At 61.4% G+C, this 15,553-nt stretch carries 11 protein-coding genes; 5 read left to right on the top strand and 6 right to left on the bottom strand.

All coding sequences use genetic code 11. From position 1 onward, the window contains the following. Positions 1-24 precede the first annotated feature (24 nt). On the top strand, positions 25-2,475 hold the full coding sequence (locus GCT19_RS08880; protein ID WP_152851671.1) for a heavy metal translocating P-type ATPase: 2,451 nt from the start codon (positions 25-27) through the stop codon (positions 2,473-2,475). A gap of 31 nt (positions 2,476-2,506) precedes the next feature. Here GCT19_RS08880 and eutC read toward each other — a convergent pair whose 3' ends face one another. The 5 genes from eutC to dnaA form a co-directional block, all read right to left on the bottom strand. Next, complete coding sequence (eutC, locus tag GCT19_RS08875) at positions 2,507-3,298, bottom strand: ethanolamine ammonia-lyase subunit EutC (protein WP_152851670.1); 792 nt, start codon at positions 3,296-3,298, stop codon at positions 2,507-2,509. Further along, on the bottom strand, positions 3,295-4,689 hold the full coding sequence (locus tag GCT19_RS08870) for an ethanolamine ammonia-lyase subunit EutB (protein WP_152851669.1): 1,395 nt from the start codon (positions 4,687-4,689) through the stop codon (positions 3,295-3,297). The genes eutC and GCT19_RS08870 overlap by 4 nt, the downstream gene beginning before the upstream one ends. Before the next feature lie 1,304 nt (positions 4,690-5,993). Beyond that, complete coding sequence (gyrB, locus tag GCT19_RS08860; RefSeq protein WP_152851668.1) at positions 5,994-8,465, bottom strand: DNA topoisomerase (ATP-hydrolyzing) subunit B; 2,472 nt, start codon at positions 8,463-8,465, stop codon at positions 5,994-5,996. 114 nt (positions 8,466-8,579) lie between these two features. Then, positions 8,580-9,683 carry a DNA polymerase III subunit beta gene (gene dnaN, locus GCT19_RS08855; protein ID WP_013088024.1) on the bottom strand — a complete coding sequence of 368 codons (1,104 nt, stop codon included), beginning with the start codon at positions 9,681-9,683 and terminating at the stop codon, positions 8,580-8,582. 487 nt (positions 9,684-10,170) lie between these two features. Continuing rightward, positions 10,171-11,769 (bottom strand): chromosomal replication initiator protein DnaA, encoded by a 1,599-nt coding sequence (gene dnaA, locus GCT19_RS08850; RefSeq protein WP_018436971.1) that lies wholly within the window; start codon positions 11,767-11,769, stop codon positions 10,171-10,173. A 384-nt stretch (positions 11,770-12,153) separates the two neighbouring features. Between dnaA and rpmH the strand changes: the two genes are divergently transcribed. The 4 genes from rpmH to yidC all read left to right on the top strand — a co-directional run bounded on the left by rpmH (position 12,154) and on the right by yidC (position 14,819). Further along, a complete protein-coding gene (rpmH, locus tag GCT19_RS08845) occupies positions 12,154-12,288 on the top strand; it encodes a 50S ribosomal protein L34 (RefSeq protein WP_004198824.1) in 135 nt (44 codons plus the stop codon). Positions 12,289-12,307: 19 nt separating this feature from the next. Further along, positions 12,308-12,787, top strand: a complete 480-nt coding sequence (rnpA, locus tag GCT19_RS08840) for a ribonuclease P protein component (protein WP_013091033.1) — start codon at positions 12,308-12,310, stop codon at positions 12,785-12,787. A gap of 112 nt (positions 12,788-12,899) precedes the next feature. Then, positions 12,900-13,130, top strand: coding sequence for a membrane protein insertion efficiency factor YidD (yidD, locus tag GCT19_RS08835; protein WP_013091032.1), 231 nt, complete (start codon positions 12,900-12,902; stop codon positions 13,128-13,130). A 30-nt stretch (positions 13,131-13,160) separates the two neighbouring features. After that, complete coding sequence (yidC, locus tag GCT19_RS08830) at positions 13,161-14,819, top strand: membrane protein insertase YidC (RefSeq protein WP_152851666.1); 1,659 nt, start codon at positions 13,161-13,163, stop codon at positions 14,817-14,819. A gap of 137 nt (positions 14,820-14,956) precedes the next feature. Here the strand turns inward: yidC and GCT19_RS08825 are convergent, their stop codons facing one another. Beyond that, positions 14,957-15,364, bottom strand: coding sequence for a transcriptional regulator (locus GCT19_RS08825; protein WP_013091030.1), 408 nt, complete (start codon positions 15,362-15,364; stop codon positions 14,957-14,959). Positions 15,365-15,553 lie beyond the last annotated feature (189 nt).

Genomic DNA, 15,553 nt, shown 5'->3' with positions numbered 1-15,553 from the left:
ACAAAACTCACGAGGAAGCCACCAATGCCTGACACCAGCCGTATTGCCACGGATCGTTCGGAACTGGACGAAGCCTGTACGCACGAGGGTTGCGGCGACGTCGATGCGGGCCACGGCGATGCTCATGGCAGGGGCACGGGTGACGGGTGCGGGCATGCGAATGGTGGTGAACGTGCTTGTGGCGCCGACGTGGGCGGCGGTCATCGGCATGAAGGGCATGATCATCACGATGGTCATGATCATGATCATGTGCACGGCCATGCCCGCGATCACGCTGCTGGCGCTTGCTGCGGCTCCTCCACCGGGTTCGCGCCGGCGTCGGTGCGGCTGCCGCCTTCCGAAGCTGTCGGCGGCGATCTGCGCACCGCAATGCGCATCCTGCAGATGGACTGCCCGACCGAGGAAGCGCTGATCCGCAAGAAGCTCGGCCGTATGCCCGCTGTGCGCAGCATGCACTTCAACCTGATGCAGCGCGTGCTGACCGTGGTCCACGCGCCGGAGGCGCTCGAATCGGTTCTCGCCGCGCTGCGTTCGCTCGACTTCACGCCCGAACTGGCAAGCGACGCTGGCAGCGGTGCCAACGCCAACGCGGCACCCCAACCGATGACGGACGCCACGCGCAAGCCATGGTGGCCCCTGATCGTCGCTGGCATCGTCGCGGGGGCCGCAGAAGCCGCTGGCTGGCTCGGCGCGCCCACCTGGGTCGTGGCGGCTATGGCGATCGTCGCCATCGTCTCGTGCGGCCTCACGACGTATCGCAAGGGCTGGCTCGCGCTGCGCAACGGCAATATGAACATCAACGCGCTGATGAGCATCGCCGTGACCGGCGCGGCGCTGCTCGGTCAGTGGCCCGAAGCGGCGATGGTGATGGTGCTGTTTACGATTGCCGAGCTGATCGAGGCGCGCTCGCTCGACCGCGCGCGCAACGCGATCGAAGGACTGATGCGGCTCGCACCCGAAGAAACCAGCGTGCAGCAGCGCGATGGCGCGTGGCAACTCGTCCGCGTCGACGCGATCGTGCCAGGGACGCTCGTGCGCGTGAAACCGGGCGAGCGGATCGCGCTCGATGGCGAAATCGTCGCGGGCCGCTCGAGCGTCGATCAGGCGCCGATCACCGGCGAGAGCCTGCCTGTCGACAAAGCGACTGGCGACGCCGTGTTCGCCGGCACGATCAACCAGGCGGGTTCGTTCGAGTATCGCGTGACGGCGGCTGCCGGCAACACGACGCTCGCACGCATCATCCATGCGGTCGAGGAGGCGCAGGGCACGAAGGCGCCGACGCAGCGCTTCGTCGATGAATTCGCGCGCGTTTATACGCCGATCGTGTTCGCGATTGCGCTCGCCGTCGCTCTGGTCCCGCCGCTGGTGTTCGGTGGGGCGTGGCACGCGTGGGTGTACAAGGCGCTGGTGCTGCTCGTGATCGCGTGTCCGTGCGCGCTCGTGATTTCGACGCCGGTGACGATCGTCAGCGGACTCGCGGCAGCGGCGCGCAAGGGGATTTTGATCAAGGGCGGCGTTTATCTCGAACAGGGGCGCAAGCTGACCCGGCTCGCGTTCGATAAAACCGGGACCATTACGCATGGCAAGCCGGTGCAGACGGAATTTGCGGTGGTCGGCGATGAGGCCGACGCCCTCCGCTATCGCATGCTCGCGGCAAGCCTCGCCGGTCGCTCCGATCATCCTGTTTCGATGGCGATTGCTGCTGCCGCAAATGACGACCGCGTCGAACACCTGCACGTCGATGCGTTCGAAGCGATCGCTGGACGTGGCGTGCGCGGTGACATCGACGATATCGGCTACTGGCTCGGCAATCATCGCCTGATCGAAGAGCTGGGCCGCTGCTCGCCGCAACTCGAAGCGCGTCTCGATGCGCTCGAACTGCAGGGCAAAACCGTCGTGATGCTCGCCGACGCGCAGCGCGTGCTCGCGCTGTTTGCGGTTGCTGACACGGTGAAGGACACGAGCCGCGCCGCCGTCGCCGAATTGCGGCGGCTCGGCGTCGGCACCGCGATGCTGACCGGCGACAACCGTCACACCGCCGAGGCGATCGCGCGGCAGGTCGGCGTCGATGAAGCGCGCGGCGATCAGTTGCCCGAGGACAAGCTCGATGCGGTCGCGCAATGGTCCAGTGATGGCGCGACGGTCGGCATGGTCGGCGACGGCATCAACGATGCGCCCGCGCTCGCACGCGCCGACATCGGCTTCGCGATGGGTGCGATGGGCACCGACACCGCGATCGAAACCGCCGACGTCGCGCTGATGGACGACGATCTGCGCAAGATTCCGGCGTTCATCCGGCTGTCGAAAGCGACGTATGCGGTGCTGGTGCAGAACATCTCGCTCGCGCTGGGCATCAAGAGCGTGTTTCTCGTGCTGACGTTGATGGGCTTCGGCACCATGTGGATGGCGGTGTTTGCCGATGTCGGTGCGAGCTTGCTGGTGGTGGGAAATGGGTTGAGGTTGTTGCGAAAGTGAGCGGGCGTGCGAGGTTGACGCTCGCTGCGTCCTACGTTGAACCGTCGCTCACTGCTGGGTGCGCCGGCACGCTCGCCAGTTGCTGATCGCTGTCGTCTTTCAAACCCACTCCTGTGAGTCTCAGTTTCTTCGCCTGCGTAAGCAGATAGTGCAGCTTGTGCGCGGCCTGCGGATAGCCGAGCCCTTCGGGGCGCACGTTCGAAATGCAGTTGCGCTGCGCGTCGCTGCAACCCACTTTCGGCGCGTACGTGATGTAGATGCCGAGGCTATCGGGCGAACTCAAGCCCGGCCGCTCGCCGATCAGCATCACGACGATTTTCGCGTCGAGCAATTCGCCGATCTCATCGCCGAGTGCAACGCGCGCCTGACGCGCGATCACTACAGGACCGATGGTCCAATCCGCGAGCTTTGGATGTATAGCTTGCAGCAACGGTACAGCCTGCTTCGATGCGGCGAACGCCGATAGGCCATCACCGATCACGAACAGCACATCGCTCGATTGCGTGGGCAGTTGCGCAAGCGTCGCGCGGCTCTCATCCGACAGACGCCGCCCCAAATCAGGCCGCCTCAAATAATGCTCGCGATCCGGCGCGGCGGTATGCACGTCGAGTGTGTCGAAACCTTGTTCTTGTAATTGTGCGTGGAGCGCGCCCGCATCGAGCGGATGATGCACAGCGTCGCGTGCCTGCGCGTGCGCAAGATTGAACGCGAGCAATGGCGCGGTCGGCAGGCTGTTGCCCGCGCGGCCCAACGCAATGCGCGCCTGCGTAAACCGACGCAGCGCGTTCCACGGGTCCTTGTCGGGTGCGTCGTTCTCGCTCATGCGATCCCCATCCAGTCGCGCGCGCCTTCGAGCAGCGGTTGCCGCGCCGATGCGCCGATCAACGCGCCGCGTTCGTCGATGATCTGCATGGACTCCAGCCATTCCTCGAATTCAGGCGCGCGCCGTAAACCGAGCACGTCGCGCACGTACAGCGCATCGTGAAAGGACGTACTCTGATAGTTGAGCATCACGTCGTCCGCACCCGGCACGCCCATGATGAAATTGATGCCCGCGACGCCGAGCAGCGTCAGCAGATTGTCCATGTCGTCCTGATCCGCTTCGGCGTGGTTCGTGTAGCAGATGTCGCAGCCCATCGGCACGCCGAGCAGCTTGCCGCAGAAATGATCCTCGAGACCCGCGCGTGTGATCTGCTTGCCGTCGTACAGGTACTCGGGGCCGATGAATCCGACCACCGTGTTCACCAGAAACGGCTTGAACTTGCGCGCGACCGCGTAGGCGCGCGCCTCACAGGTCTGCTGGTCGACGCCGAAATGCGCATCGGCCGACAGCGCACTGCCCTGCCCCGTTTCGAAGTACATCAGATTGCTGCCGACTGTGCCGCGTTTGAGCGACAACCCCGCGTCGTACGCTTCCTGCAGTAGAGCGAGCGAGATGCCGAAGCTCGCATTCGCTTTCTCGGTGCCGGCGATCGACTGGAACACCAGATCGACAGGCGCACCCTTTTCGATCGCGGCGATCGTGCTCGTTACGTGCGTGAGCACGCACGATTGCGTCGGGACCTGATAGCGCTGACGGAAGTCGTCGATCATCAGCAGCAGTTTTGTGATCGCGGCGAGGTTGTCGCTGGCGGGATTGATGCCGATTAGGGCGTCGCCGCAGCCGTACATCAGGCCGTCGAGCATCGAGGCGGCGATGCCTTTGACGTCGTCGGTTGGGTGGTTCGGTTGCAGGCGTACGGACATGCGGCCCGGTAAACCGACCGTGTTGCGAAAGCGGGTGATCACCGGGCGTTTACGGGAGGCGGCGATCAGGTCCTGGTTGCGCATCAGCTTCGACACCGCGGCGACCATTTCTGGTGTGAGGCCCTGGGTGATGCGGGTGAGTGCGTCGGTGTCGGTTGCGGTGCTGAGCAGCCAGTTGCGGAAGTCGCCTACGGTCAGATGGGAGATTTCGGCGAAGGCTTGGGGCGAGTGCTCGTCGATGATCAGGCGGGTGACTTCGTCGGATTCGTAGGGGATCAGCGGGTCGTTCAGGAACGTACGTAGCGGCACTTGGGCTAGCGCCATCTTGGCGGCGACTCGCTCTTCTTCGCACGCTGCTGCGATGCCTGCGAGTTGGTCTCCCGAGCGTTGCGGGCTCGATTTGGCGAGCAGGGTCTTCAAATCGGCGAAGCGGTATGTGCGACTGCCGATGGACTCGGTGTAGCTCATGGTTGCGGCTCCATTGCTTCGCGCGAACGTGAAGAGGAATTGGAACGAGGGTTAGATGCTGCGGTTGCTTGCGGGTTGCTTGCGGGTTGCTTGCGGGTTGCTTGCGGGTTGCTTGCGGGTTGCTTGCTGCTGGCGACTTGCTGCTGGTGGTGTGTATTACACGATAGCGCCAAATTGGGGCAGCGTCACGTTACGGGGGTTGGGGTGTTTACCGGTGCTGCGCGTTTGGCACTCGCGCTCACGCGCGTGCGCATTTCGCGGTCAACAGGCGCTTAATCCGCGTGTCGCGGACCGCGTTAAATCCACAGGTTTTGGTAAACGGCCGACACGCACCGGCGTGATACTTTGTTCGCATCCTCTCGCGCCAATTTTCTGAGGTCTAGCCTGTCATGCGCGAATCAGATCATCGGGCTCGATACGAAACGCGGTTCGCACGCGTGCTCGGCCATATCTACGATCACCTCGACGAACCACTGGATATCGGATGGTGCAGAGATTGCCTGTTTGCCAGCGTATCACTGGCACCGGATTTATCAGGCTATGTGTGGCGAGACGGTCGCGACGACCGTGCGGCATTTACGGTTGCATCGCGCAGCGAGATTTCTTGCGAATGGGGGTTCTCTGCGCCTGCTTGTCGGGATGTTGCTGTCGTTGTGCGCGTAGACGTTGCGCGGGCTCTGGCTTGCGTCTCTGGTTTTATGGTCTTTGTATATGTATACGTAGTAATAGTTAACAAGCGGCGCGTTCGGCTGTGGATAACTTGGAAGTTCGTTTACGGATCAATGCGCTGCGGAATCGATAACCCTCGGGAGCGCGGGCGGACAGGTTAACGGAGCAAGGGACAATTTTTTGTCGGCCTGTAAACGTTGCGCATTTATCAAGATTTCGCCCACAGCGTGTTCGGCTGCTTTTACAAAGGTTTTCCAGAGCCGGGTGTGGATAAGTTGCGCTCGATTGTCGGGGTCACAATGCTGACTGGCAAATAAGTTGTTGCAACTGTGACTTTTGCGTCTGCAACGAGCTTCGTCGCCATGACGCAGTTGTATGGGTCAGTTCCGCTTCATACGGAGACGGGCGTGTCCTTCCATTTTCCATCACTGTCTTCGCGACAACCGGCGATCCACAGGGTATCCGCCATGTCGACAAATCGAACTGGTCAGACTCACGCCGGGGTGTGTATCGGTTCGGTACGTTGTCACGTATGCCGGAGCAACAACGAATGATCTATTAACGAAAACGGGCCCATAAGTTTCTCAACTTATGGGCCCGTTTTTCTCAGGGTATGTGGCTATCTACACCAACCCTCAAACATCAATATTCCCCGCCCTCAACGCATTAGACTCAATGAAAGCCCTACGCGGCTCCACATCATCACCCATGAGAGTAGTAAAGATGCCATCAGCAGCAATCGCATCCTCAATCTGCACCCGAAGAAGACGCCGCACTTGCGGATCCATGGTCGTCTCCCAAAGCTGCTCAGGATTCATCTCCCCGAGGCCTTTATAGCGCTGCTTGGACATATTCCGCTCAGCATCAGCCAGCAACCACTTCATTGCGCTCTTGAAGTCGGTGACAGCCATACTCCGCTCCCCACGCTTGATCACAGCACCCGCACCGATCAAGCCTTTGAACGTATTAGCGGTATTAACAAGCTGCTGGTAATCCGCAGTCAACTGAAACTCTTCGTCGATCACGGAAATCTTCTGATTCCCATGATGCGTCCGCGCGACGCGCAGAGACCGCAGTTCCCGCACAGGGTCATACATCGTGGTCACGGTCACATCAGGCTTCAGCGCATCATCCCGCAGTTTGGCTTCGAGCGCGCGAGCCGAAGCCTCGGCCGCCTGCTCGCTGGAGAGATCGACAGCGACGCCATCCATCACCGCCTCGAGTGCCCCAGCGTCATACAGCCGGCTCAAACGATCGACCACCGCCTGTGCCAACAGATAAGACCGAGCCAACTCACCGAGTGCATCCCCAGTAATCGGTGTCGCACCTTCGGAGGCCACCAGCTCCGACCCTTGCAACGCGAGCCGAAGAATATGAGCATTAACTTCCGACTCATCCTTCAGATACCGCTCGTCCTTCCCCGCCTTGATCTTGTACAGCGGCGGCTGCGCGATATAGATATACCCGCGCTCGATCATCTCCGGCATCTGCCGATAAAAGAACGTCAGCAACAGCGTCCGAATGTGCGCACCGTCCACGTCAGCATCGGTCATGATGATGATGCGGTGATAACGCAGCTTGTCGAGGTTGTAGTCTTCCTTGCCGATCCCGCACCCGAGCGCCGTAATCAGCGTAACGATCTGCTCGGAAGACAGCAGCTTGTCGTAACGCGCCTTCTCGACGTTCAACACCTTACCGCGCAGCGGCAAGATAGCCTGAAACTTCCGATCCCGGCCCTGCTTCGCCGATCCACCCGCCGAGTCACCCTCGACGATATAAATCTCCGACTTCGCCGGATCCTTCTCCTGACAATCCGCCAGCTTCCCAGGCAAACCAACGCCATCGAGCACGCCCTTACGACGCGTCATCTCACGCGCCTTGCGCGCCGCGTCGCGCGCACGCGCCGCATCGACGATCTTGCCGCAGATGATCTTCGCGTCGCCCGGCGTTTCGAGCAGGAATTCCTCGAGCGCCTTCGCGACCACTTCTTCCACCGGCGCGCGCACTTCCGACGACACCAGCTTGTCCTTCGTCTGCGAGCTGAACTTCGGCTCCGGCACCTTCACCGACAGCACGCACGACAGCCCTTCACGCATATCGTCGCCCGAGGTTTCGACCTTCGCCTTCTTCGCGACCTCATGATCGGCGATGTACTTGTTCAGCACGCGCGTCATCGCCGCACGCAGCCCCGTAAGGTGCGTGCCGCCGTCGCGCTGTGGAATGTTGTTCGTGAAGCACAGCACGTTTTCGTTGTAGCTGTCGTTCCACTGCATCGCCACTTCGACGCCCACACCATCCTTTTCACCCATGATGTGGAAGATGTTCGGGTGCAGTACGGACTTGTTCTTGTTGATGTACTCGACAAAACCCTTCACGCCGCCGACGAACGCGAAGTCTTCCTCTTTGCCCGAGCGCTGATCCAGCAATCGAATCCGCACGCCGTTATTGAGGAACGACAGTTCGCGAATCCGCTTCGCGAGAATGTCGTAGTGGTATTCGACGTTGCCGAAGATCGTCTCATCGGCCATGAAATGCACTTCGGTGCCGCGGTTTTCGGTGTCGCCGATCACCTGTATCGGCGACGTGACCACGCCGTCGATTTCTTCGAGCACGCGGTTCTGCGGCACGCCACGGTGGAATTCCATGAAGTGCTTCTTGCCGTCGCGGCGCACCGTCAGGCGCAGCCACGCCGACAGCGCGTTCACGCACGACACGCCCACGCCGTGCAGGCCGCCCGACACCTTATAGCTGTTCTGGTCGAACTTGCCGCCGGCGTGCAGCTCGGTCATCACGATTTCGGCGGCGCTGCGCTTCGGATCGTGCTTGTCGTCCATCTTCAGGCCGGTCGGCACGCCGCGGCCGTTGTCTGTGATCGACACGGAGTTGTCCGCGTGGATGATCACCTGAATGTCGTTGCAATGCCCGGCGAGGGCTTCGTCGATCGAGTTGTCGAGCACTTCGAACACGAGGTGATGCAGACCGGTGCCATCCGATGTATCCCCGATGTACATCCCAGGCCGCTTGCGCACGGCTTCCAGACCTTCGAGGATCTGGATGGACGAGGCGCCGTAGCTGTTATCGGGCTGCGTATTGTTCATGTCAGTCATGGATTTTTTCCGGTTCTGCGTTACTGCGAGATTGCTGCTCTGGACTTTTCAAAACGCCATAAAAACGCCAAAGGGGCGCTGCGCCCCTTGGTGTTCTTCTTGATGTTGGACGCGTCAGATGCGCATCGGCATCACCACGTACTTGAATTCGTCGTTCTCGGGAATCGTGATCAACGCGCTGGAGCTGGCATCACCCAGGCTCACCTGCAACATGTCGACCTTCAGGTTCGCAAGCACGTCGAGCAGATACGTGACGTTGAACCCGATATCGACGCTGTCGCCGTCGTATGCGATTTCCAGTTCTTCCTGTGCCTCTTCCTGATCGGCGTTGGTCGACATGATCTTCAACTGGCCCGGCTCGACGATGCAGCGCACGCCCTTGAACTTATCCGACGTCAGAATCGCCGCGCGTTGCAGCGAGCGCTGCAGTTCTTCACGGCCGATCTGGAATTTGTTCTTGTGCGACTTCGGAATCACGCGCTGGAAGTCGGGGAACTTGCCTTCCACGAGCTTCGACACGAGTTCGACCTGGCCGAACGTGAACTTGACCTGCGTCTGCGCGATGTCGATGTTCAGCGTGTCGTCGATGTCTTCGAGCAGGCGCTGCAGCTCGAGAATCGTCTTGCGCGGAATGATCACTTCCTGGCGCGCGAACGAGCCCTCGATCTTCATCGACGAGAACGCGAGACGGTGGCCGTCCGTTGCGACCGCCATCAGCTGATCGCCGTCCACCACCAGCAACATGCCGTTCAGGTAGTAGCGGATGTCCTGCTGGGCCATCGAGAAATGGACCATGCCGAGCAGCTGGCGGAAGGTCTTTTGCGGAACCACGAGGCTCGCGCCGTAGTCTTTAGCCTGAGCAACGGTCGGGAATTCGTCCGCGGCGAGCGTTTGCAGCGCAAAGCGGCTCTTGCCGGATTGCACGGTCAGGCGCTTGTCATTCAGCGTCAGCGTGACCTGGCCGTCGGGCATCGCGCGCAGAATGTCGAGGAGCTTGCGCGCCGCCACCGTGGTCGCGACCGAATCGCCGCCGACACCGAAATCGGCGCGCGTGGTGATCTGCAACTCGAGGTCGGTCGACAGGAACGATACGTCAGGACCGTTCTTGGTGATCAGCAAATTGGCGAGGATCGGCAACGTATGGCGGCGTTCGACGATGCCGCTCACGGTTTGCAGCGGCCTGAGGAGGTTGTCGCGTTCGGTCTTGACCAGTTGCATAGGGTTCCTTCGTTGATATAACGGCCTGCACGCCTTACGGGACAAGCATTTCAGCGTGCAGCCACGGCTCCCCGCCGGCGCCACGAAAAGCGCCCGACACGGCGTGAAATCCGCCCGTCGCCGCCGGGCGGTTAAACCTGTATTGTGCCTGAAAACGGGACCGCCCCACTAAAATGGGGGCGAGTTCGGGAATAAACAGGTCGATTTTGCGGGGCGTGGTCCGGGTTGCTGATGGTCTCTCACGCCGCTGCCCGGTGCTACCGGTTCGCGGGCGCGTTTTTCCGCCACTTCGGGCCGGTCGCGTCGCAGATTCGTCACGGGTTCGCCGCGCCTTTGCGTCGCTGCGGCTCGTTTACCGTCGCGTTCCTTTTCATTCCCCGTCAGGACCCGGCTGCGCCGCCGGGTTGTTGGTCCCCTGCCCGTTTCTCTACTTCGCACCAATTCCTGCCGCCCACGTCCGTTTCACGGTCGCGTGTGGCCAGCTCGTTTAGCCCTTCAGCGTCTGTTCCAGCACGTGCAGTTCGTGGTTCAACTGCGCGTCCTTGCTGCGCTCGTCGGCGATCTTGCGCACCGCGTGCAGTACCGTCGTGTGGTCGCGCCCGCCGAACAGCTCGCCGATTTCCGGCAGGCTCTTCTGCGTCAGTTCCTTCGCCAGGTACATCGCGATCTGCCGCGGCCGCGCGATGTTCGCCGGACGCTTCTTCGAATACATGTCCGCGACCTTGATGCTGTAAAAGTCGGCGACCGTCTTCTGGATGTTTTCCACCGAAATCTGCCGGTTCTGCACCGTCAGCAGGTCTTTCAGCGCTTCCTTGGTCAGTTCGATCGTGATTTCGCGGCCGTGGAACTTCGAATACGCGAGGATCTTGCGAAGCGCGCCCTCGAGCTCGCGCACGTTCGAGCGCAGATGCTTCGCGACGAAGAATGCCACGTCCTCGTTCAGGCTCACGAACTCCGATTGCGCCTTGCGCATCAGAATCGCGACGCGCATTTCGAGTTCGGGCGGCTCGATCGCCACCGTCAGGCCGGAGTCGAAGCGCGAGATCAGGCGATCGTCGATACCCGAAATTTCCTTCGGATACGTATCGCTCGTGATGATCACCTGCGCCTTGTTTGCGACCAGCGCCTCGAACGCGTAGAAGAATTCCTCTTGCGTGCGCGACTTGCCCGAAAAGAACTGAATATCGTCGATCAGCAGCAGGTCGAGCGAGTGGTAGTAGCGCTTGAAGTCGTCGAACGCCTTGCGCTGGTACGCCTTCACGACATCGGACACGTACTGTTCAGCGTGAATGTAGCGAATCCGCGCGCCGGGTTTGTCCATCAGCAACTGGTTGCCGATCGCGTGGATTAGGTGGGTCTTGCCGAGGCCGACGCCACCGTACAGGAACAGCGGGTTATATGAGATGCCGGGGTTGTCGGCGACCTGGATCGCCGCGGCACGCGCAAGCTGATTCGCCTTACCGGTCACGAAGTTGTCGAAGGTCAGGACGGGGTTCAGCTTCGAGCGCTCGTACATCGAGTCGCTTTCGCTGGTTGCCGCCGCGCCCGCGCCCTGGCCGGGCCGCCACGTGCGACGCCCAGCGGCGGCTTCGTTCGCGTCGAGGCTCGGCAGATCGAGGTCGGCAGCGTCTTCGGCGGCGCTGCGCGGATTCGCGCTTTGTGCGGCGAGCGCCGCTGCCGCGGCCGCGGGATTCGCGCGCGCGGCATGCGCGGCCTGCACGGCGCCGACAGCGGCATCCACGGCTGCGCCGCCGCCGGCATTACCGCCTTGCGGCGCGGTCGAAGCCGGGCGCGCCGACGACGGAGCCGGCGCTGCGGCCGCCGGGCCGCGCATACCGGCCTTCGGGTCCAGTACGAATTGCACGTCCACCGGCGCGTGCCAGAAATCGCGGGCCATATCCGCGATGCGGCCGGAGAACTGGCTCTTGACCCAGTCGAGCTTGAAGCGGTTCGGCGCGGCAATGCTCAACGTGTTCGCATCGGCGTCGAAGGCGACCGGGGCCAAGGGTTTGATCCACGTCACGTACTGCTGGGGCGTAAGCTCACGCTCCAGCAATGCGGAACAGTGTTGCCAGAATTCGTTCATCAAGTTGCTATCGTTATGGTGTGCACGGCGGTCGCCGCTGCCCCTGTCGCGCGCGCGCAACAAGGCCCTGAGCAGCCAGGCGTAACGGCCCCAGGCGCTTGTGCCACAAGGGGTCTGCGGGACAAACGTGCCGGAGCGACGTGCAACATTTTTGGGAAGTAAGGCGAGATTCTAACGCCAAAACGGAGCCGAAAGTGAGTTATCCACAGGGACCGATCACATCGCCCGGGAAACGTCGGCTGCGTCAGAAGCGGGCTAAACTATTGACGGCCAACGGAAAACCGGTTTAAATAGCGGGTTCCGCGAAAACCAATTCCAGTAAACCACCGGCCATTGCGCTTTCAGCGATGATCGCGCGGTTTTTTTCGATCAAGTGAGAGCAACATGAAACGTACTTACCAACCTTCCGTTACCCGTCGCAAGCGCACCCATGGCTTCCGCGTTCGCATGAAGACCGCTGGCGGCCGCAAGGTCATCAATGCACGTCGCGCAAAGGGCCGCAAGCGCCTCGCGATCTAAGGCAAGCGGATTGCGCGCTGTGACCGAAGCCTGCGGCGAAGCGGGAGCGGCCGGGGCGCAGCAACCGGGCTCGGTTCCGTTGCGAGCGCAAGCCGCCTTCCCCAAAGCCGCAAGGCTGCTAAAAACGGATGAATTTTCATCCGTTTTTCGTTTGCGGCCGTGGCGCCGTACCGCGCACTTCGTCGTGTACGGCCGGCCCACCGGCAATGAGGCGCGTCTTGGCCTCGTGATCGGCAAGAAGTATGCGCCGCGCGCAGCCACGCGTAATCTGGTGCGTCGGATCGCGCGTGAAGCCTTCCGGCTGCGTCGCGCGGAATTCGGCGGTTGGGATGTGCTGCTGCGTCTACACACGCGTTTCGACAAAAAAGCTTTGCCGAGCGCGTCGTCGTCGCCGTTAAAGGCGCTGTGCCGCAGCGAAATCGAGGCGTTGCTCGACAAGGCAGCGCGCGAAATTACCCGTCGTCAGGCGCCGCCCGCGGAGGCGCCCAGGACGGAATGACGCAGTGACCGCCCACAATAAGGTCGCTGCAACGGGCGTTACGCCGGCAGCTTCACGGCGCAGGCGTCGCCCGGTACTTCACGTTGCGCGGCGCCGTACGGCCGCACCTGCCATGCAAACGGTACTTCTCGCTTTATTGCGTTTTTACAAGCTTGCCGTGAGCCCCATGCTCGGCAACCGGTGCCGTTTTTACCCTTCCTGCTCTGATTACGCGCGCGAGGCAATCCAGTATCATGGCGCCGCGCGCGGGACTTATCTCGCCGTGAGGCGTGTTTGCCGCTGCCACCCGTTTTCCGCGGGTGGCATCGATCTCGTCCCGCCACCCACTTCTGAAAAGCGCTGACGCGCCGTTCCATCGACACTGAGACAACGCATGGATATCAAACGCACCGTCCTATGGGTCATCTTTTTTATGTCAGCTGTCATGCTGTTCGACAACTGGCAACGCGACCACGGACGCCCGTCGATGTTCTTCCCGAGCACGACGCCGACCCAGACCGCCGGCACTGCCGCGCCGGGCACAACGACGCCGGGCACCCAGCCGGCCGATCTGCCGGCCACTAACGCGGCCGCCCCCGGCAACGCGCCGGCGACCGAGCAATCGCAACTCGTGAAGTTCGGCACAGACGTCTACACCGGCGAAATCGACACCCGCGGCGGCACACTGTCGCGCCTGTCGCTCATCAAGCAGGGCGACGGCAAGCAGCCGGATCTCGTGATCACACTGTTCGACAAGACGAACAGCCACACGTATCTGGCGCGCACCGGCCTGCTCGGCGGTGACTTCCCGAATCACAACGACGTCTTCACGCTGATGCCGAATCAGCCTACCCACCTGGCTGACGGTCAGAACTCGTTCCAGATGAGCTTCGAGTCGCCGGAAAAGGGCGGCCTCCGGGTCATCAAGACGTATACGTTCACGCGCGGCAGCTATGTGATCGGCGTCGAGACGAAGGTTCAGAACGTCGGCACCGCGCCGGTGACGCCGCAGGTCTATATGGAACTCGTGCGCGACGACCAGCCGGTCGAAACGCCGCGCTTCTCGCACACGTTCATCGGACCGGCTGTTTACACGAACGAACATCATTTCCAGAAGATGACGTTCGGCGATCTCGACAAGAACAAGCAGGACTTCGCGACGTCGGCCAACGACGGTTGGGTTGCGATGGTCCAGCATTACTTCGCGTCGGCCTGGATTCCGCAGGAAGGCGTGAAGCGTGACTTCTACGCCGAGAAGATCGATCCGTCGCTGTATCGCGTCGGCATGAAGCAGGCGATGCCGACCATCCAGCCGGGCCAGACCGTCAGCGTGTCCGCGCGTCTGTTCGCCGGTCCGGAAGAAGAGCAGATGCTCGCGGGCATCGCGCCGGGCCTCGATCTGGTGAAGGACTACGGTTGGGTCACGATCATCGCTAAGCCGCTGTTCTGGCTGCTGTCGAAGATCCACAGCTATGTCGGCAACTGGGGCTGGTCGATCGTACTGCTCACGCTGCTGATCAAGGCGGTGTTCTTCCCGCTGTCGGCCGCGAGCTACAAGTCGATGGCGCGCATGAAGGCGATCACGCCGCGCATGCAGGCGCTGCGCGAGCGCTTCAAGGGCGATCCGCAGAAGATGAACGCGGCGCTGATGGAGCTGTACAAGACCGAGAAGGTCAATCCGTTCGGCGGCTGTCTGCCGGTCGTGATCCAGATTCCGGTGTTCATCTCGCTGTACTGGGTGCTGCTGTCGTCGGTTGAAATGCGCGGCGCGCCGTGGATTTGGTGGATTCAGGATCTGTCGCAACAGGACCCGTACTTCATCCTGCCGGTGCTGATGGCCGTGTCGATGTTCCTGCAGACCAAGCTGAACCCGACGCCGCCGGACCCGGTTCAGGCGAAGATGATGATGTTCATGCCGATCGCGTTCTCGGTGATGTTCTTCTTCTTCCCCGCGGGTCTCGTGCTGTACTACGTCGTGAACAACGTGCTGTCGATTGCGCAGCAGTACTACATCACGCGGATGATGGGTGCCTCGAAGGCGAAGCCGGCCTGATGTTCCGTCCCGCGGCGGCCTGCATGGCCGCCGTGACGCAAAGCTGAAAACGAAAAGCCGCCCGGTGCGAACCGGGCGGCTTTTTTTATGGTGCGGTCGATGAAATGCGACGGGCGGCTGCGCTTAGGTTGCGGCGTTCACTCTTCGTCGGAATCTTCGCCGTAAAAGCGCACGATCATTTCCTCGACCAGATTCCGATCCTTCGGCGTCAACGATGCAATCTTCGAAGCGAGTTCGATCGTTTCGGGTGTCGGTGGATACTTTTCGCCACGTGCCATCGGTCGTGTACTAGCGCCGGGCGGAGGTCCGTAATGAAGCCAGTGCTCGTTGACGTTCAACCATTCGGCGAGCGTGCGCAACTTGTCCGGCTTCGGAATCGTCGTGCCCGTCAGCCATTTGTGCGCGGTCTGGGGTGTCACGGGACGCTCGCCGTGATAGCGAAGATTGAACTGCTCGGCGAGTTTGGTCCCGCCGCGGATTTTCAGCGGCTCGAGCAGATCCTTCAGCCTCTTGGCGAAGGCGGCTTTTTCTTTGTCGGTCGGCATGGGCCAGATTGTGCAATTCAGCGTTCAACCAGTTGACAACCGACCAAGCTTTGTTTTCTCTTATTTGAGATAGTTTTAGCTTGCAGCGTGCGCCCGATAAAGCGTTGCGCGAATTCGATTTTTTTCATCTCTTTATTGCCTGGCTTGGCTTTGCCTGAGCTACAGCTGCTGCCGAGTCTCAATTATTCT

The sequence above is a fragment of the Paraburkholderia atlantica genome, from assembly GCF_009362785.1.
In the GTDB taxonomy this organism is placed as follows: Bacteria; Pseudomonadota; Gammaproteobacteria; order Burkholderiales; family Burkholderiaceae; genus Paraburkholderia; species Paraburkholderia atlantica.
This window is presented reverse-complemented; position numbering and strand designations above follow the sequence as displayed.